This is a genomic window from Aliihoeflea sp. 2WW (genome assembly GCF_000497755.1).
Taxonomy (GTDB): Bacteria; Pseudomonadota; Alphaproteobacteria; order Rhizobiales; family Rhizobiaceae; genus Aliihoeflea.
The window spans coordinates 21,562-38,100 of sequence record NZ_AYOD01000014.1 but is presented as its reverse complement, the minus strand read 5'-3'; the positions used below and the strand labels follow the sequence as shown (position 1 = coordinate 38,100).

Genomic DNA, 16,539 nt, shown 5'->3' with positions numbered 1-16,539 from the left:
TCCGCAAAACCGGTTACCATTCCTGACAGCGATGCTCTAGCCGAATGATTTCATTAAATTTTTAGTCGGCCGTCGATGAGGAGCGAGGTTGCCAGACCGATACAAGCCCGTCAAGAAACAAGGGCTCCAGTCCGGCGCGGGCGAAAAGCGCGTCCACGAGGCGGTCGAGGCCGAGGAGCGAGGCGACGGTCGCCTGCGATCCGACGCCCCACCAGCCGCCCTGATTGCGCGGCTTCCACTCGACGACTTCGAGTTCGCCATCGACGCCGCGCGTGCCCAGCCAGCGCACCGCCTCTTCCTCGCCGCCGAGGCTGTCGACCAGTTTGCTGTCCAGCGCCTGACGGCCGGTGAAGATCGAGCCGTCCGCAAGCGCCAGCACCTCGGCGCGATCGAGCGGCCGACGATCCTGAACGAGGCCGACGAACCATTCATAACTGTCCATGACGAGGGCGCGGATCATCGCGCGTTCCTCCTCGGTCGTCGGCGTGAAGGGCGAGGGCTCGGCCTTGAGCGGCGAGGACTTCACGCCGTCCACCTTGATGCCGAGATTGTCCATCAGCCCGGTAACGTCCGGATACTGGAAGAGGACGCCGATCGAGCCGACGATGGAGGACTGGCGCGCGACGATATGGTCGGCCGCGCTGGCGATCATGTAGCCGGCCGAGGCGGCAAGCGTGCCGACCTGCGCGACGACCGGCTTTTCGGCGGCCAGCTTGCGCACAGCCTCGAACACCGCCTCGCCGCCCGCGGTCGTGCCGCCGGGCGAGTTGACGTGCAGGATCACACCCCGGACCATCGCCGATTCCCGGACGCGTTCGAGACGCTCCAGAAGCTCCTCGTCCTCGGTGATCGTGCCCTCGATCTTGATGCGGGCGATGTGCGCGATGCCCACGCCGGTGCCGTCGCGCCAGAAATAGCCCGTGGTCGCGACGACGATCGCCGCGACGAGCAGGATGGCGGCGACGCGCCAGAATGAGAGCTTGCGCCGCAACCGTCTGCGGTCGATCAGATCGTCGGCTCGTGCGGCCATGCCGGTCGTCCTTCTTCTTCGCGAAGGCTTTTCTTATCCGATGGCAGAGGCGGATAGAAGAGGCGGCGCAGGACAGCCACGCACATGGCCGCATCACCTTGCGTGAGAGGCACCCCTGTTCAATAGCCGGAAAATCACCATATTGGGCGCTTATCCAAGTCGTTCGAAGATTTCGTTCATAGAAGTTTCAGGCAAAACGGCGCATAGCAGCGACAAATCCTGCGATCCGCATGCCGATCGCAGCACAGATCGAGAAGCAGGGTGGTTCTCAACGCCCTGACAGAGGTTCGAGATGACCGACATTTCAAGGCCGGACGACCGCTTCGTGCGCGCGCAGCGCCATTCGAGCCGGGTGCGGTTCATGAAACGCGCCCTGCCCGTCGGCGCGGTAGGGCTCGTCGTCGTTTTCGCAGTCGCCGCATGGCTGTCGTCGCCGGGCTCCATCGGCTTCCAGCTCGGCTCGACCTCGGTCGAGGACGGGCGCCTCGTGATGCAGAACCCCAAGCTCGACGGTTTCACCTCCGACAACCGCCCCTATTCGATGAGCGCGGCGCGCGCCTCGCAGGTGATCGGCGCAGGCGACCGGATCGACCTGGAACAGATCAATGCCCGGCTGCCGCTCGAAGGCGACGACTGGGTCACGGTGATCACCGAAAGCGGCACGTTCGACCGCACGGCCAACCGGCTCGACGTGACGAGCCCGATGAGCGTGCAGACGGAGAAGGGCATCAATGCGCGCTTCCAGTCGGCGATCGTCGACATTTCGAGCGGAGCGCTGCAAACGAACGATCCGGTCGAAATTGATCTTGACGGAACGAACGTTACCGCCGACTCCATGCAGATCGCCGATGACGGCGCGGTGCTGATCTTCGAGAACCGGGTGCGCATGCGCATCGACGGGGCGAAACTGCAGTCCGCGTCCAATGCCAGTGGAGTGACGCAGTAATGGGGACGGGGATCAGGGGGATTTTCGGCGGCGCGGCCGTGCTCGGGCTTGCGCTCGTCATGGCGTCTGTCGCGACGGCCCAGCAGGCAAGCCGCATGTCGGGCCTGCAGCTCGACGGCGACCAGCCGATCGAGATCGAGAGCGACCGGCTCGAAGTGCGCGACAATGACGGCACCGCCGTCTTCACCGGCAACGTTCAGGTCGTGCAGGGCGAGACGACGCTGCGCGCCGGGCGCATGGTCGTCCATTACGTCAGCGACGGCTCCGGCGCCTCGACGCCTTCGACCGGCGCTTCGGACATCGAGCGCATCGAGGTCGAGGAAACGGTCTATATCCAGACCGCCACGCAGGTCGCCACCGGCGATCGCGGGACGTTCGACATGGGCACCGAGCTTCTGACGCTTTCCGGCCGCGAGGTCGTGCTGACCGAGGGCGAGAACGTCATCGTCGGCTGCCAGCTTCGCGTCCAGATGAACACCGGCGTCGCCGAACTCGACGGCTGCGGCAACCAGGGCGGCGGGCGCGTGCGCATGCTGCTCCAGCCCGGCTCGCAGAGGCAGTAATCGACCCGATGCTCAACCGACCGGAACCTGCGGCCACGGCCAGCACCACCGATCCGCGCCGCTTCAAGGGCACGCTGATCGCGCGCGGCCTGACGAAGAGCTACAAGGGGCGCCAGGTTGTCTCGGGCGTCTCGCTGGGCGTGCGTGCGGGCGAGGCGGTCGGGCTGCTCGGCCCCAATGGCGCGGGCAAGACGACCTGCTTCTACATGGTCACCGGGCTCGTGCCGGTCGATGCGGGCACGATCGAGATCGACGGCAACGACGTCACCTCGCTGCCGATGTATCGCCGCGCCCGCCTCGGCATCGGCTATCTGCCGCAGGAAGCGTCGATCTTCCGCGGGCTTTCGGTCGAGCAGAACATTCGCGGCATTCTCGAGGTCACCGAGAAGAACCGGAAGGTCCGCGAGGAGCGGCTCGACGAGCTTCTGGAAGAATTCAACATCTCCCATCTGCGCAAGGCCGCATCGATCTCGCTGTCGGGCGGTGAGCGGCGGCGGCTCGAGATCGCCCGCGCGCTGGCGTCGAACCCGAACTTCATGCTGCTCGACGAACCCTTCGCCGGCGTCGATCCGATCGCGGTCTCCGACATCCAGCATCTGGTGCGCCAGTTGACGGCGCGCGGCATCGGCGTGCTCGTCACCGACCACAATGTGCGCGAGACGCTCGGGCTGATCGATCGGGCCTACATCATCCATGCCGGCCAGGTGCTGACGCATGGCCGCCCGGCGGAGATCGTCGCCAATCCGGACGTGCGCCGGCTCTATCTGGGCGAAGGCTTTACCCTTTAGCCGGATTTCCGCCTCGCGGACGCCAATCGGCTTGACAAGCAAGTCCCGGGCCAGTTTCTTGTCTGCCTGACGAGAGGCCGAAAAACGGCCCTTACGGGATCGGGTCGAAATGGGGCTTGGGGCCAGACTTCAGCTTAGGCAGTCGCAATCGCTGGTGATGACACCGCAATTGCTGCAGTCGATCCGTCTCCTGCAATTCACCCAGCTCGAGCTCGACAAGTTCATCGATGAGGAAATCGAGCGCAATCCGCTGCTCGAACGGGCAGAGGCCGAGGACGCTCCCGACGAGGACACGCCAGGCCACGAGCCATCCGCCGAGGACGGCGTCGATCAATGGTTCGAGGCCAGCGACGGCTCGAGCTCGGAGCGCATGGCCGACCAGCTCGACACGTCGCTCGAAAACGTCTTTCCGGACGAGCCGGCTCTCGCGGCGCTTTCATCGTCTGCGCCCTCGCCTTCCGGCCCGACCGATACCGGCTTCGACAGTTTCGATTTCGCGCCCGGCAAGCCCGACCTTCGCCAGCATGTGCGCGAGCAGATCGCGCTGTCGATCCGCGCGCCGCAGGACCGGTTCATTGCGGGGGAGCTTGCCGACGCGCTCGACGAGGATGGCTACATGCGCGCCGACACCGGCGAGATCGCCGACCGGCTGGGCGTTTCGGTGGCTGAGGCCGAACGCGTGCTTGGCCTTTGCCAGCGCTTCGACCCGGCCGGGCTCTTCGCGCGCGACCTTGCCGAGTGCCTCGCGCTGCAGCTTGCCGCGCGCGACCGGCTCGACCCGGCGATGGCGGCGATGGTCGCGCATCTGGAACTCGTCGCCCGGCGCGATTTCGCGACGCTGAAGAAGCTGTGCGGCGTCGACGAGGCGGATCTTCTCGACATGCTGGCCGAACTGCGCGGCCTCGACCCCAAGCCCGGCCTCGCCTTCGTGGTCGACACGGCCGAGATCATCCGGCCCGACGTGGTCGTGCGCGCGGCGCCGGACGGGAGCTGGGCGATCGACCTCAACCCCGACGCCCTGCCCCGCATCCTCGTCAACCAGACCTATGCCGCGACCGTCTCCAAGGGCGCGCGGCAGCGCGAGGACCGGGATTTCGTCTCCGAATGCCTGCAGAGCGCCAACTGGCTGGTGCGCTCGCTCGACCAGCGCGCGCGAACCATCCTGAAGGTCGCAACCGAGATCGTGCGCCAGCAGGACGCGTTCCTCGCCCATGGCGTGCGGCATTTGCGCCCGCTCAACCTGAAGACCGTCGCCGACGCGATCGGGATGCACGAATCCACCGTCAGCCGGGTGACGTCGAACAAGTTCATGATGACGCCGCGCGGCGTGTTCGAATTCCGCTATTTCTTCACCGTCGCCATCGCGGCCTCCGGCGGTGGCGACGCGCATTCGTCCGAGGCCGTGCGCGACCGCATTCGCGCCTTGATCGATGCCGAGCGGCCCGAGAGCGTCCTTTCGGACGACGCGATCATGGACGCACTGAAGGCGGACGGGATCGACATCGCCCGGCGCACGGTTGCGAAATATCGCGAGGGAATGAACATCGCCTCCTCCGTCCAGCGCCGCCGCGAAAAGCGCGCAAGAGCGGCGTTTTCGGGCTGAGCCGGGCGGCTTCATTGACAAGGTTTCGTTAAGGGACTAGAAGCCGCGCCGCAATGGGCCGGGGCGCAAATGCCATCCGGTCTTCGGCGCATGTTCGCCTCCGGCCCGACCCCCGACGTCGTGGGGAGACGGCGCCGGAAAACCTTGTGCAGGCTGGCGACGGGTATACACTCGCCTATGTACCCAGATGGGTCACCAACGGCCCGGTCAGCATGAACAGAAGGTCAGATAGGTCATGAGTCTGCGCATTTCGGGAAAGCACATGGAGATCGGCGAAGCGTTCCGCACGCGGATCGAGAGCCGTATCGGCGATGCCGTCGACAAGTATTTCGACGGCGGATTTTCGGGACGGGTGACCGTCGAGAAGGCCGGCTCGCGCTTTACCGCCGACTGCTCGATCCACATCGACACGGGCATGGTGCTGCAGGCGACCGGACAGGCGCAGGACCCGCAGCTCGCCTTCGACGGCGCGGCAGAGCGCATCGAAAAGCGCCTGCGCCGCTACAAGCGCCGCCTGAAGTCGCACAATACCGGCGCCAACGGCGCGGACGCCATCGACATGGCCTATCGGATCATGTCGCCTGTCGGCGAAGAAGATGACGAGGTGCCGGATGATTACGCACCTGCCGTCGTCGCCGAATCGACCGTCGCGTTGCAGACCATGTCGGTCGCGACCGCGGTCATCGAACTCGACACCAAGGACACGCCGGTCGTCGTCTTCCGCAATGCCGGGACGGATTCGGTCAACATCGTCTATCGACGCCCCGACGGGAATATCGGCTGGATCGACCCGTCTTCGGCTTTGGGCGCGAACGCGAACTAGCACCGGCGAAAAACGTTCGCCGAATGCGGGATCAAGAGGATTTCCAATGGATCTGAGCGATCTGATCGAGGCTTCGGCAGTGATGCCGGCCTTGAAGGCCAATTCCAAGAAGCAGCTTCTGCAGCTTCTGGCCGAAAAGGCGGCATCGATCACCGGCCTGCCCGAGCGTGAAATCTTCGACACGATCCTGCAGCGCGAACGCCTCGGCTCGACCGGCGTCGGCAACGGCATCGCCATTCCGCATGGCAAGCTGCCCGGCATCGCGAAGATCACCGGCGTCTTCGCCCGGCTCGACCATCCGGTCGAGTTCGAGGCGCTGGACGACCAGCCGGTCGATCTCGTCTTCCTGCTGCTCGCGCCCGAAAGCGCGGGCGCCGATCACCTGAAGGCGCTGTCGCGTACCGCTCGCGTGCTGCGCGACGGCGAGACGGTCGCCAAGATCAGGGGCACGACGGACGCCTCGGCGATCCACGCCTTCCTGGCCGAAAGCGCGACCACCAACGCCGCCTGAGCTTTGCTCACGGCACGAAAAAAGGCGGCTTCGGGCCGCCTTTTTTCATTTTCCCCTGCAGCGTTCGGGCGCGCAGGGAAATCCGGTCGAAACGGATGCGTCAGTGAATGCTGACGGGCACCAGATCGTTCTGCATCGCGCCGGCGATCGCCGTCTCGCGCTGGTCGGTCAGAAGGATCGGTCGGCCATCGGCGGCGAAGACCGCCCAGAGCCGCAGCCCCGACGCCATTTCCGGCATGCCGGGGAACTTGCCGCGCAGATCGTCCGAATCCATCTGGCGCAGATAGGCCACGGTTCCCTCGCCCAGATGCGCGAGTTCGTCGTTCGTCAGCGGATTGTCGTGATGTTCGTTCTCAGTCATCGTCAGCCTCCTGAGCCTGGCGGGACGTCTCACAGGACCAACCCGCAGCCGAGCCTTTCGGTTCCGATTGATCCTGCGATCAATCTTTCACTAAAATGTTGATTTTCTTTACCAGCCGTTCCGGTTCCGGGCGGTCGAGATCGATGCCCAAAAGCCCGTTCTTCAGGGCCGCACCGGTCACGCGCATGCCGTCGGCAAGCACGAAGATGCGCTGGAACTGCCTCGCGGCGATGCCGCGGTGGAGAAAATCGCGTTCCCCGTCGTCGACCTGCTTGCCGCGAACGACGAGCTGGTTCTCTTCGATCGACACGTCGAGATCGCTTTCGGCGAAGCCCGCCACGGCCAGCGTGATGCGCAGGCGATGGCCGCCATTCTCGCCCGATGCCAGGCGCTCGATGTTGTAGGGGGGATAGGAATCGCCGGATTTGGCGACCCGTTCGAGCGTCTTTTCCATCGTGTCGAACCCGAGCAGAAGCGGATTCGAAAAAGGTGTCATTCGCGTCATTTCGTGTCCTCGAAGAGCGACGGTCTGGCCGGACCCCGAAGGCGTTCTGGCCGTTGACCCTGATATGGATTGTCGCCATACGCAGTTCAAGTCGAACGCGAGGGACCAATCACATGTCGCAGGCCGCAAAGATCATCATCGACACCGACCCCGGACAGGACGATGCCGTCGCCATATTGCTGGCCCTGGCGAGCCCGGAACTGGAGGTGATCGGCATCACTGCGGTCGCCGGCAACGTGCCGCTGGCGCTGACGGAGAAGAATGCGCGCAAGATCTGCGAGCTTGCAGGCCGCCCCGACATCAAGGTCTATTCCGGTGCAGTCCGGCCGCTGATGCGCCAGCTCGTCACCGCCGAGGAAGTCCACGGCAAGACCGGCCTCGACGGCCCGGACCTGCCGGAGCCGACCATGCAGCTCCAGAAGCAATACGCGGTCGACTATCTGGTCGAGACGCTGATGGCCGAGCCGGAGGGCACGATCACGCTCTGCCCGCTCGGGCCGCTGACCAACATCGCGCTCGCGCTGATCAAGGAGCCGAAGATCGCCAGCCGCATCAAGCAGATCGTGCTGATGGGCGGCGGCTATTTCGAGCAGGGCAACGTGACGCCGTCCGCCGAATTCAACATCTATGTCGACCCGCATGCGGCCGACGTCGTTCTGAAATCGGGCGTGCCGATCGTGATGATGCCGCTCGACGTCACTCACAAGGCGCTGACCACGCGCGCCCGGGTGGAGGCGATCCGCGCGATCGGAACGCCGGTCGGCGAGGCGACGGCCGCGCTGCTCGATTTCTTCGAGCGCTATGACGAACAGAAATACGGCACCGATGGCGGGCCGCTGCACGACCCTTGTGTCATCGCCTGGCTTTTGAAGCCGGAGCTGTTCTCGGGGCGCGATTGCAACGTCACGGTCGAGACGATGTCGGAACTCACCATGGGCGCGACCGTCGTCGACTGGTGGGGCACGACCGGCCGGCCGAAGAACGCCAAGGTCATGCGCGACATCGACGCGGACGGGTTTTTTGGGTTGTTGACGGAGCGGTTGGGGCGGCTTTGATCTGGGGGAGTTGGGTAGGTTTTTTTTGAATTGACCCCCACCCTGTATCCCTCCCCACAAGGGGGAGGGAGGCCGTCAGCGTTGCTCATTCCCTTTTCCGCCAGATGTCCAAGTTTGACGGTCAGGCGCTGCGTGGATGACCTCCCTCCCCCTTGTGGGGAGGGATACAGGGTGGGGGTCTCCTTCGGAAAAAGCTACTCCGAAAACCGCGGCGCCAAGCTTTGGATATCAGCCAACAGCGCCCCCAGATTGTCCGTGATGCGCTGGTGCAATAATGCCGCCGTCTCGGGGTATTCGGTGAGGATGCGGCGGAACAGCGTGCGGTTGAGGCGGATGAGTTCGACGTCGCTTGTGGCCAGCGCGCCGGTCAGCCGGGTGGTGGGGGCGATGATGGCGAGTTCGCCGAGCATGGTGCCGGGGCCGACTTCTGCAAGGCTGATGCGTTCGCCCTCGCGTTCGCGAAAGAGCGAGACGGTGCCGGTCGTCACCACATAGCCGCTCTCAGCCGATTGCCCCTCGCGATAGAGGACGCGGCCAGAGGCGAGGCGCAGGCTTTCGGCGCCGAAGGCGAGCAGACGCAACTGTTCCGACGTGAAGCCGGCAAGCAGCTCCACGCCCGAGAGAATGCGAATGTCGTCGTCCAAGGCCATCGGCGTCCCCGTCTGCGCGCGCCGACCCCCATCGGCTGCGGCAGCACGTCCGTGCCTGAAATCAGGGCACCAGCTTGTATCCGCCGCTTTCTGTCACAAGAATTTCGGCATTGGAAGGATCGCGCTCGATCTTCTGGCGCAGGCGGTAGACGTGGGTTTCCAGCGTGTGGGTGGTGACGCCCGAATTGTAGCCCCAGACCTCTTCGAGCAGCACATCGCGCGTGACGACCTTTTTGTCGGCGCGGTAGAGATATTTGATGATCGAGGCTTCCTTTTCCGTCAGGCGGATCTTGCCGCCCTTGGCGTCGGTCAGAAGTTTCTGGCTCGGCTTGAAGACGTAGGGGCCGACATTGAAGGTGGCGTCCTCGCTCTGCTCGTGCTGGCGAAGCTGGGCGCGGATGCGCGCCAGAAGCACGGCGAAGCGGAACGGCTTGGTGACATAGTCGTTGGCGCCCGCTTCGAGCCCGAGGATCGTGTCGGAATCCGTGTCCTGCCCGGTCAGCATGATGATCGGCGCCTTGTAGCCGCCCTTGCGCAGGATCTTGACCGCCTCGCGGCCATCCATGTCCGGCAGGCCGACATCCATGATGAGCAGGTCGACGATGCCGCCGCGCGCGGTCTGGACGCCCTTGGCCGCGGTCGGCTCCTGCAGGACGTCGAATTCCTCGTAGAGCGACAACTGGTCGGCCAGCGTCTCGCGCAGATCGTTGTCGTCGTCGACGATGAGAATGGTGCGTGACGTCATCGTTCAGTCCATCTTGTTGAGATATCTGGCGGTTTCGCCTATCGCTCTAGGCTGGGCGGGTAAGTCTGGATAGTCTTTCACGGTGATTTGCTTGAGCAAACGATCATACTCCAAATTCCGTGAGTGCAATGGCGGTGCGGCGAAAAAAGGACGCGTTGTCAGGCATATGGTAGTGCGGCCCCGCCCCGGCGACCAGAGGCAAGGGCTGCTCGTCGTCGCAAACAGGGTGCTGCGCTGCGCAATCGGCAAGGGCGGCATACGCGCCGTCAAGCGCGAGGGCGATGGCGCGACGCCGCTCGGGCCGATGCGGCTTCTCTCCGCCTTCGTGCGCCGCGACCGCCCGCGCCGCCTCGTCTCCGGCCTCGCGCTCGACCCGATCCGGCCCGGCGACGGCTGGTGCGACGCGCCCGGCGACCGCAACTACAACCGGCCCGTGCGCCTGCCCTACGCCGCCAGCCATGAAAAGATGCGGCGCGAGGATCATCTCTATGACGTGGTGATCGTGCTCGACGCGAACATCCGCCCGCGCCGGCGCGGCATGGGCAGCGCGATCTTCTTCCACCTCGCCCGACCGGGCTATACGCCGACGGAGGGCTGCGTCGCGATCAGCGCGCACGACATGGCGTGGCTCCTGCCGCGCCTGTCGCCGCGCAGTATCATGACGGTAACGCGCTAGGATCGCCGACGCTCAGCCAGCCGATGATCGCACCCATGATCAGGGCGACGCCGAGCCAGTGGCCGCCGTCGATCATGGTCAGGTCCCAGCCATAGGCCTGGTAGCGATGGTTGACCGCCATGACGGTGACCATGAAGCCGAGCCAGGCGAGAAAGCCGGTGAAGAGGCCGCCTCCCAGCGTCACCTCGCCGGCGCCGACGATGCCGGCCAGGACGAAAGCCATGACGAGTTCGGCGCCGAACGTGACGCCGAGAATCGCGGCGCCGGGCCGCGCCTGCACGGCATCGATCCGGCCGGCCTTCATCCAGGCCTTCGACAGGACGCCGTAATATCCGGCGCCGAAAATGAAGGCGGCGATCGCTGCCAGCAGGACCGACAGATAGTTGATGGCCGAGAAGTCCATCGTCTCCTCCTAACGATGAAAAAGCGATGCTGACAGGTTCGTGATCGCGGTCAAGCTAGACGAATTGCCAGACCGTCGTCCGCTTCACTTCGGCGTCTTCGAGAATGCGCGTCACCGGCACTTCATAGCGAGCAAGCTCGGCCAGCCTGTCGCGCGGCAGGTAGGCGCGTCCGGGATCGCCGACGAGAACGGTGATTCCCGCCGCCGCTAGCTCGCGCAGCCAGGGCACAAGCCTTTCGGCAAAGGCACGGTCGTAGAAGACGTCGCCGGCCAGAAGCACGTCGCAGCCGGGCGTTTCGCCGACGAGATCGCGATCCGTGGTCTCGACCGTGACGCCGTTCGCGGTCGCATTGAGCGCGACGGCGGCCGCGCAGAACGGGTCGATGTCGCTGGCAAGGACGCTCGCCGCGCCCGCCTTCATCGCCGCGATTGCGACAAGGCCTGAGCCGGTGGCGAAGTCGACCACGCGCTTGGCCGCGACGGTTTCGGGATGGTCGAGCACGTAGCGCGCAAGACCCTGCCCGCCAGCCCAGGCGAAGGCCCAGAAGGGCGGCTCGAGGCCGATGGCTTCGAGCTCTGCTTCGGTCCGGTGCCAAAGCTCATGCGCCTCGTCGGCAAGGTGCAGCCGGATTTCGGGCACGTGCGGCGGCGCGATCGGCGCCGTGTTGGCGCGGATGAAATCGCGCCGGTCTTTCACGGGGTTTTCTTGAATCCGGCCATCCGGCAGACTTCCACCCATTCGTCCTCGGTCACGGGCTGGACGGAAAGTCGCATGGAGGTGACGAGCGACATCTTGGCGAGCTTCGGATTGGCCTTGACCTCGGCCAGCGTGACCGGCGTCGGGACCTTTTCGACGGCGCGCACATCGACGCATTCCCAGCGCGGATCGTCGGTCGTGGAATCGGGATGGATCTCACCGCACACCTCGACGATGCCGACGACCTCGAGCCCGATATTGGAATGATAGAAGAAGCCGCGGTCGCCGATCTTCATCGCCCGCATGTTGTTGCGTGCCTGGTAGTTGCGCACGCCGTCCCATTCCTGGCCCTTCTTCCCCTTGGCCTTCAGGTCGTCGAAGGAAAAGACGTCGGGCTCCGACTTGAACAGCCAGTATTGCATCAGGCGGCGTCCGGCTTCTTGAAGACCCAGTTCCATGGGCGGATGTCGACGCTCTCGAAGAGCCCGGCCTTCGCATAAGGGTCGCCATCGGCGATCGCGCGGGCGGCGGCTTCATCCTCGGCCTCGACGGCGACCATCGAGCCGGTGGGCTTGCCTTCGGTGTCGAGGAACGGGCCGGCGAAGCGCAGCGCGCCCTCGGCATCGAGGCCGTTCAGATAGTCGACATGGGCGGGGCGGTTGTCGAGGCGGGTCTGCAGGTGCCCCGCTTTGTCCTTGCACAGAAGAATGTAGATCACGCGCGCGCCCTTTCTCGTTCAATCGGATCGGGTTTGGAGATAGTCCGGCTGCGACCCCAAAAGCAAGACGGCCATGCGTCCGGTGGGACACATGGCCGTCTTCGATGACAGTGTCGCTTCTGGCTTACGCCGCGCCGGCGATCTTGGCCGACTTTTCGAAGCGCTTGCGCTCGTGCGGGTCGAGATAGAGCTTGCGCAGGCGGATCGTCTTCGGCGTGACCTCGACCAGTTCGTCGTCCTGAATCCAGGCCAGCGCGCGCTCCAGCGTCATGCGGATCGGCGGGGTGAGGCGCACGGCCTCGTCCTTGCCGGCGGCGCGGATGTTGGTGAGCTTCTTGCCCTTGAGGACGTTCACTTCGAGATCGTTGTCACGGCTGTGGATGCCGATGATCATGCCGGCATAGACCTTGACGCCGGCGTCGATGACCATCGGGCCGCGGTCTTCGAGGTTCCACATGGCGAAGGCGACCGACTCGCCCTGGTCGTTGGAGATCAGGACGCCATTGGTGCGGCCGGCGAGCTCGCCCTTGTAGGGCTGGTAGGAGTGGAACAGGCGGTTCATCACCGCGGTGCCGCGCGTGTCCGTCAGGAGCTCCGACTGGTAGCCGATGAGGCCGCGCGTCGGCGCGTGGAAGACGAGGCGCTGGCGGTCGCCGCCGGACGGGCGCAGCTCGACCATGTCGGCCTTGCGCTCGGACATCTTCTGCACGACGACGCCCGAATGCTCCTCGTCGACGTCGATCACGACTTCTTCGATCGGCTCAAGCAGATCGCCGTTCTCGTCCTTCTGCATGACGACGCGCGGACGCGAAACGGCAAGCTCGAAGCCCTCGCGGCGCATGGTCTCGATCAGCACGGCGAGCTGCAATTCGCCGCGGCCGGAAACGTAGAACGAATCCTTGTCGGCCGATTCCTCGATCTTGAGCGCGACATTGCCCTCGGCCTCCTTCATCAGGCGGTCGCGGATGACGCGGCTGGTGACCTTGTCGCCCTCGGTGCCGGCGAGCGGCGAATCGTTGACGATGAAGGACATGGTGACGGTCGGCGGATCGATCGGCTGCGCCTGCATCGGCTCGGTCACGGCCGGGTCGCAGAACGTGTCGGCGACGGTGCCCTTGGACAGGCCCGCGATCGCGACGATGTCGCCCGCCTGCGCTTCCTCGATCGGCTGGCGCTCGAGGCCGCGGAAGGCGAGGATCTTGGAGACGCGGCCGTTCTCGAGCAGCGAGCCGTCATGGTGCAGCACCTTGACCGACTGGTTCGGCTTCAGCGTGCCCGACGCGATGCGGCCGGTGATGATGCGGCCGAGGAACGGGTTGGCTTCGAGGATCGTGCCGATCATGCGGAACGGGCCGGGCGCGACGGTCGGCTCCGGCACGTGCTTGACCACAAGTTCGAACAGCGGCTCGAGGCGCTGGTCCTTCGGGCCTTCCGGGTTTTCGGAGACCCAGCCGTCACGGCCCGAACCGTAGAGGATCGGGAAGTCGAGCTGCTCGTCGGTCGCGTCGAGCGCGGCGAAAAGGTCGAACACCTCGTTGACGACCTCGACATGGCGGGCGTCGGGACGGTCGATCTTGTTGATGACGACGATCGGGCGCAGGCCGACCTTCAGCGCCTTGCCGACGACGAACTTGGTCTGCGGCATCGGGCCTTCGGCGGCGTCGACGAGGACGATCGCGCCATCCACCATCGACAGGATGCGTTCGACCTCACCGCCGAAATCGGCGTGGCCCGGCGTGTCGACGATGTTGATGCGGGTGTCCTTCCAGTCGACCGAGGTCGCCTTGGCGAGGATGGTGATGCCGCGTTCCTTTTCGAGGTCGTTCGAATCCATCGCGCGCTCGGCGACGCGCTGGTTGTCGCGGAACGAGCCCGACTGCTTCAGGAGTTCGTCGACGAGCGTGGTCTTGCCATGGTCGACGTGCGCGATGATCGCGATGTTGCGGAGCTTCATTGTGGGTACCCGGGGGTTTTTGCGTCCAGCGCCCAACATGGCGCGGCGATTACGTTGGCGCGCTCTTACAGGTTTTTTCGCAAATGCGAAAGGGGGCGCGGTGCGCCTCGCATGGGAAGCGCCGTCCGCGACCTCGATCCCGGCCGCGTGCCCGCCCTAGATCAGGGCAGGCGCGACCGTGGTCAGGATGAACTGGCGCAGGAAGAAGATCAACAGAAGAAGGATGATCGGCGAGATGTCGATGCCGCCAAGATCGGGCAAAAGGCGCCGGATCGGCCGCAGCGCCGGCTCGGTCACCTTGTAGAGAAAATTGCCGATCGTGCCGACGAACTGGTTGCGCGGATTGACGACGTTGAAGGCGTAGAGCCAGGAGAAGATCGCCGACAGGATGATCAGCCACCAGTAGATATCCAGTGCCAGGATGATGGTCTGAATGAGGGCGATCATGCCGGTCTCCATTGGTCGCAATCGGCCGCGACCGATGCTCGTTCGTTGGTGGCCGACATGTAGACGCTGGGTCCTTGCCCGGCAAGCCCCGGCCCGCGCGGCAGGGGCGCCGCGACGCAAAGATCAACTTGACAGTAAACCGACGCAATCCCTAAATGCGCGGCACTGGTCATGGGGCTGTAGCTCAGTTGGGAGAGCGCGTCGTTCGCAATGACGAGGTCAGCGGTTCGATCCCGCTCAGCTCCACCAGTTTCCACCCGCAAGCACCTGACTACGGTCCGCCGAAGGGATGGCGTCGCGATCTTCACGATCTCACTTTCGGCCCCGCCAAAGCGGGGCCGCGAGCAGGGCGCCACTACTCCAGGGGCAGGCTCTCCTCATCGAGACGCGCGACGACGCCCGTCGGCGCATAGCGCTCGACGAGACTGCGGCCGAGCCCGATCGCCAGCCAGTAGCAGACCACGGCGCCCAGCATCGCGCCCGTCCAGGAAATCGCCGCCCCCCATGCCCATCCGAAAATCGCGGCATTGGCGAACGTCACCGCGACGGCGGGCAGGGGTGCCAGGACCGCATGAAAGACCATGATGAAGATCGAGATTGCGGGCGCCCATGCCCCGGCCGACTCGACCCAGCCGCGAACCGCATGAATGTCCGCCATCGACAGAACGAAGATCAGCCGATTGATTTCAGACCGGATTGCCGGAACCAGCAGATAAGCGGCGATGCAAACGGCAACCAACGCCGAAGCCGCGAAAAAGGAACGCAGCGCATTGCGCGGTGCCGGGCGGCTGCCCGCTTGCTCGATGGATTTGGAAATGTCGAGGCTAGGTGCGACAGACTGTCGACCCGGATGGTGGTTCAAGGACCACCGAAGCCCGAATTGCTGAAGTCGGCGATGCAGATCAGCGAGCACGACATGTCTGATTGTTATTTCGTACTTGGCACCGGGTCAATGTGATCGAATGGATCTCGAATCGTTCGGACACCCGGTATGGCCGATCTTCTCCCGGTTGCTGTCACATCCCTGCAATTGAATTTGCAGCCTCGCTGCTCCAGTCTGACGAATTGTGATTCGGCACTGGCGACGAGGGACATGGCCAATACGATCACTCATGACAGGCGCGCGGTCCGGCAGGGCGTGATTGCGGCGCTTTTTGCGGCTTTGCTCGCGGGATGCAGCGGCACCACGCAGTTCCAGCGATCGGCGTCGAGCGCGCGCGTCGGCGCCGTCGAGGCGATGGCTCTGCCGCCGCCCGGCGGCCCGGCGGTCATCGATGTCGTGGAGCGTCGCTTCGCCAATGCCGTCCAGCAGGACATCGCGCTTGGAACACGCTCGCGCGTTGCCGGGCAAAACCTGCTGCGCGTGCAGCTCTTCGGGCCGATGGGTTCGGAAGCAGGCCAGACGACCCTGTCGAACCTGCCGCTGACCGAGGCGTCCATCCGGCGCGAGATGCGCAGCTTGTTGCCGGGCATCGCGATGCAGACATCGGCGCTTTTCGTCCAGAACAATTACGGTCCGTTCGGTTACGCATTCGGCCGCAGCGGTCGCGATCTTTGCCTCTACGCCTGGCAGCGGGTGAGCGCGCCGCGCACGGCTGCGCCCTTCAACCTGCGCGGAACGATGCAGACCCGCTTGCGCCTTTGCGAGACCGGTGCCTCGGAACAGGCTCTCCTCAAGGTGATGTACGGCTATACGGTGACTGGCGGGTTCGGCGCCGAAAGCTGGAATCCGTTCGGCAATCCGCCGCCGCCCGACGAGCGTCTCGGACGCACGGGCAGCCCTGTCTTTCCCGCCGGGAGCGCGCGGTTCGAAACCGTGCTGGAGCCAGAGCCGGTCGTCCTGAGGCCGGCCAACAGGCGGGTCGTGATCGCCGCTCCTGCGCCCGCCGCCCCTTCGGCGCCGCAAGAACAGGCATTGCCTCCCGGCGCTCCCATCGTTCCGCCGCCGCCCACGTCTACCCAGGCGGCACCCATCGTTCCCGCGCCGCCGCCCGCGGCCGAGACGACCCCCAATCCGTGAATGCGGGGTAGGAGGACGCCCTTCTTAACCTCGGATTCAGCATG

21 protein-coding genes and 1 tRNA gene are annotated in these 16,539 nt (G+C 65.1%); 10 read left to right on the top strand and 12 right to left on the bottom strand.

What is annotated here, in order from left to right:
- Nucleotides 1-61 precede the first annotated feature (61 nt).
- Nucleotides 62-1,030 carry a signal peptide peptidase SppA gene (gene sppA / locus ALII_RS0108590; protein WP_024586912.1) on the bottom strand — a complete coding sequence of 323 codons (969 nt, stop codon included), beginning with the start codon at nt 1,028-1,030 and terminating at the stop codon, nt 62-64.
- 292 nt (nt 1,031-1,322) lie between these two features.
- Here sppA and lptC point away from each other — a divergent pair, with 292 nt between their 5' ends.
- From lptC to ptsN, 6 genes are all read left to right on the top strand, one after another.
- Nucleotides 1,323-1,976 carry an LPS export ABC transporter periplasmic protein LptC gene (lptC, locus tag ALII_RS0108585; RefSeq protein ID WP_024586911.1) on the top strand — a complete coding sequence of 218 codons (654 nt, stop codon included), beginning with the start codon at nt 1,323-1,325 and terminating at the stop codon, nt 1,974-1,976.
- Entirely contained in the window at nt 1,976-2,539 is a 564-nt protein-coding gene (locus ALII_RS0108580; RefSeq protein ID WP_024586910.1) for an LptA/OstA family protein, read from the top strand. The genes lptC and ALII_RS0108580 overlap by 1 nt, the downstream gene beginning before the upstream one ends.
- Nucleotides 2,540-2,547: 8 nt before the next feature.
- Nucleotides 2,548-3,327 carry an LPS export ABC transporter ATP-binding protein gene (gene lptB / locus ALII_RS0108575; protein ID WP_024586909.1) on the top strand — a complete coding sequence of 260 codons (780 nt, stop codon included), beginning with the start codon at nt 2,548-2,550 and terminating at the stop codon, nt 3,325-3,327.
- A 109-nt stretch (nt 3,328-3,436) separates the two neighbouring features.
- Entirely contained in the window at nt 3,437-4,930 is a 1,494-nt protein-coding gene (gene rpoN, locus ALII_RS0108570) for an RNA polymerase factor sigma-54 (RefSeq protein WP_024586908.1), read from the top strand.
- Nucleotides 4,931-5,165: 235 nt separating this feature from the next.
- Complete coding sequence (raiA, locus tag ALII_RS0108565) at nt 5,166-5,753, top strand: ribosome-associated translation inhibitor RaiA (RefSeq protein WP_024586907.1); 588 nt, start codon at nt 5,166-5,168, stop codon at nt 5,751-5,753.
- 46 nt (nt 5,754-5,799) lie between these two features.
- Nucleotides 5,800-6,264, top strand: coding sequence for a PTS IIA-like nitrogen regulatory protein PtsN (ptsN, locus tag ALII_RS0108560; protein WP_024586906.1), 465 nt, complete (start codon nt 5,800-5,802; stop codon nt 6,262-6,264).
- 100 nt (nt 6,265-6,364) lie between these two features.
- On the opposite strand, the gene ALII_RS0108555 is transcribed toward ptsN, so the two are convergent.
- Both ALII_RS0108555 and ALII_RS0108550 read right to left on the bottom strand, forming a co-directional pair.
- Entirely contained in the window at nt 6,365-6,625 is a 261-nt protein-coding gene (locus ALII_RS0108555; protein WP_024586905.1) for a DUF1150 family protein, read from the bottom strand.
- A gap of 79 nt (nt 6,626-6,704) precedes the next feature.
- Complete coding sequence (locus tag ALII_RS0108550) at nt 6,705-7,130, bottom strand: Hsp20 family protein (RefSeq protein ID WP_024586904.1); 426 nt, start codon at nt 7,128-7,130, stop codon at nt 6,705-6,707.
- Nucleotides 7,131-7,243: 113 nt separating this feature from the next.
- On the opposite strand from ALII_RS0108550, the gene ALII_RS0108545 reads away from it, so the two are divergent.
- Nucleotides 7,244-8,185, top strand: a complete 942-nt coding sequence (locus ALII_RS0108545) for a nucleoside hydrolase (protein ID WP_024586903.1) — start codon at nt 7,244-7,246, stop codon at nt 8,183-8,185.
- A gap of 194 nt (nt 8,186-8,379) precedes the next feature.
- Here ALII_RS0108545 and ALII_RS0108540 read toward each other — a convergent pair whose 3' ends face one another.
- Complete coding sequence (locus ALII_RS0108540) at nt 8,380-8,835, bottom strand: cyclic nucleotide-binding domain-containing protein (protein WP_024586902.1); 456 nt, start codon at nt 8,833-8,835, stop codon at nt 8,380-8,382.
- Nucleotides 8,836-8,896: 61 nt separating this feature from the next.
- Nucleotides 8,897-9,580: a response regulator transcription factor gene (locus ALII_RS0108535; protein ID WP_024586901.1), complete on the bottom strand. Its 684-nt coding sequence runs from the start codon at nt 9,578-9,580 to the stop codon at nt 8,897-8,899.
- Between the two features lie 166 nt (nt 9,581-9,746).
- Here ALII_RS0108535 and ALII_RS0108530 point away from each other — a divergent pair, with 166 nt between their 5' ends.
- A complete protein-coding gene (locus ALII_RS0108530; RefSeq protein ID WP_051375815.1) occupies nt 9,747-10,256 on the top strand; it encodes a L,D-transpeptidase family protein in 510 nt (169 codons plus the stop codon).
- Here ALII_RS0108530 and ALII_RS0108525 read toward each other — a convergent pair.
- The 6 genes from ALII_RS0108525 to ALII_RS0108500 all read right to left on the bottom strand — a co-directional run bounded on the left by ALII_RS0108525 (nt 10,237) and on the right by ALII_RS0108500 (nt 14,475).
- Entirely contained in the window at nt 10,237-10,659 is a 423-nt protein-coding gene (locus ALII_RS0108525; RefSeq protein ID WP_024586899.1) for a DUF1761 domain-containing protein, read from the bottom strand. The two genes, ALII_RS0108530 and ALII_RS0108525, sit on opposite strands and share 20 nt — an antisense overlap.
- 55 nt (nt 10,660-10,714) lie before the next feature.
- Nucleotides 10,715-11,398, bottom strand: coding sequence for a methyltransferase (locus ALII_RS0108520; protein WP_051375814.1), 684 nt, complete (start codon nt 11,396-11,398; stop codon nt 10,715-10,717).
- On the bottom strand, nt 11,353-11,778 hold the full coding sequence (locus ALII_RS0108515; RefSeq protein ID WP_024586897.1) for an EVE domain-containing protein: 426 nt from the start codon (nt 11,776-11,778) through the stop codon (nt 11,353-11,355). The genes ALII_RS0108520 and ALII_RS0108515 overlap by 46 nt, the downstream gene beginning before the upstream one ends.
- Nucleotides 11,778-12,074: a YciI-like protein gene (locus ALII_RS0108510; protein ID WP_024586896.1), complete on the bottom strand. Its 297-nt coding sequence runs from the start codon at nt 12,072-12,074 to the stop codon at nt 11,778-11,780. Before ALII_RS0108510 ends, ALII_RS0108515 begins: the two co-directional genes overlap by 1 nt.
- A 124-nt stretch (nt 12,075-12,198) precedes the next feature.
- Nucleotides 12,199-14,028: a translational GTPase TypA gene (gene typA / locus ALII_RS0108505; protein WP_024586895.1), complete on the bottom strand. Its 1,830-nt coding sequence runs from the start codon at nt 14,026-14,028 to the stop codon at nt 12,199-12,201.
- A 156-nt stretch (nt 14,029-14,184) separates the two neighbouring features.
- A complete protein-coding gene (locus ALII_RS0108500) occupies nt 14,185-14,475 on the bottom strand; it encodes a YggT family protein (protein ID WP_024586894.1) in 291 nt (96 codons plus the stop codon).
- A 173-nt stretch (nt 14,476-14,648) separates the two neighbouring features.
- Between ALII_RS0108500 and ALII_RS0108495 the strand changes: the two genes are divergently transcribed.
- Nucleotides 14,649-14,724 (top strand) — tRNA-Ala (locus ALII_RS0108495).
- Nucleotides 14,725-14,830: 106 nt separating this feature from the next.
- Here the strand turns inward: ALII_RS0108495 and ALII_RS21615 are convergent.
- Nucleotides 14,831-15,214 carry a TVP38/TMEM64 family protein gene (locus tag ALII_RS21615; RefSeq protein ID WP_152529567.1) on the bottom strand — a complete coding sequence of 128 codons (384 nt, stop codon included), beginning with the start codon at nt 15,212-15,214 and terminating at the stop codon, nt 14,831-14,833.
- A 252-nt stretch (nt 15,215-15,466) separates the two neighbouring features.
- Here ALII_RS21615 and bcsN point away from each other — a divergent pair, with 252 nt between their 5' ends.
- A complete protein-coding gene (bcsN, locus tag ALII_RS0108485; RefSeq protein ID WP_081718939.1) occupies nt 15,467-16,495 on the top strand; it encodes a cellulose biosynthesis protein BcsN in 1,029 nt (342 codons plus the stop codon).
- The last annotated feature ends 44 nt before the right edge of the window (nt 16,496-16,539 follow it).

Coding starts and splice junctions, on each gene's coding strand:
- typA (WP_024586895.1), bottom strand. CDS start 14,028: ATGAAGCTCCGCAACATCGCGATCATCGCGCACGTCGACCATGGCAAG.
- raiA (WP_024586907.1), top strand. CDS start 5,166: ATGAGTCTGCGCATTTCGGGAAAGCACATGGAGATCGGCGAAGCGTTC.
- ALII_RS0108550 (WP_024586904.1), bottom strand. CDS start 7,130: ATGACGCGAATGACACCTTTTTCGAATCCGCTTCTGCTCGGGTTCGAC.
- ALII_RS0108525 (WP_024586899.1), bottom strand. CDS start 10,659: ATGGACTTCTCGGCCATCAACTATCTGTCGGTCCTGCTGGCAGCGATC.
- sppA (WP_024586912.1), bottom strand. CDS start 1,030: ATGGCCGCACGAGCCGACGATCTGATCGACCGCAGACGGTTGCGGCGC.
- ALII_RS0108535 (WP_024586901.1), bottom strand. CDS start 9,580: ATGACGTCACGCACCATTCTCATCGTCGACGACGACAACGATCTGCGC.
- rpoN (WP_024586908.1), top strand. CDS start 3,437: ATGGGGCTTGGGGCCAGACTTCAGCTTAGGCAGTCGCAATCGCTGGTG.
- ALII_RS0108545 (WP_024586903.1), top strand. CDS start 7,244: ATGTCGCAGGCCGCAAAGATCATCATCGACACCGACCCCGGACAGGAC.
- ALII_RS0108520 (WP_051375814.1), bottom strand. CDS start 11,398: ATGGGTGGAAGTCTGCCGGATGGCCGGATTCAAGAAAACCCCGTGAAA.
- ALII_RS0108530 (WP_051375815.1), top strand. CDS start 9,747: ATGGTAGTGCGGCCCCGCCCCGGCGACCAGAGGCAAGGGCTGCTCGTC.
- ALII_RS0108515 (WP_024586897.1), bottom strand. CDS start 11,778: ATGCAATACTGGCTGTTCAAGTCGGAGCCCGACGTCTTTTCCTTCGAC.
- bcsN (WP_081718939.1), top strand. CDS start 15,467: ATGGCCGATCTTCTCCCGGTTGCTGTCACATCCCTGCAATTGAATTTG.
- ALII_RS0108540 (WP_024586902.1), bottom strand. CDS start 8,835: ATGGCCTTGGACGACGACATTCGCATTCTCTCGGGCGTGGAGCTGCTT.
- ALII_RS0108500 (WP_024586894.1), bottom strand. CDS start 14,475: ATGATCGCCCTCATTCAGACCATCATCCTGGCACTGGATATCTACTGG.
- lptC (WP_024586911.1), top strand. CDS start 1,323: ATGACCGACATTTCAAGGCCGGACGACCGCTTCGTGCGCGCGCAGCGC.
- ALII_RS0108580 (WP_024586910.1), top strand. CDS start 1,976: ATGGGGACGGGGATCAGGGGGATTTTCGGCGGCGCGGCCGTGCTCGGG.
- lptB (WP_024586909.1), top strand. CDS start 2,548: ATGCTCAACCGACCGGAACCTGCGGCCACGGCCAGCACCACCGATCCG.
- ptsN (WP_024586906.1), top strand. CDS start 5,800: ATGGATCTGAGCGATCTGATCGAGGCTTCGGCAGTGATGCCGGCCTTG.
- ALII_RS0108555 (WP_024586905.1), bottom strand. CDS start 6,625: ATGACTGAGAACGAACATCACGACAATCCGCTGACGAACGACGAACTC.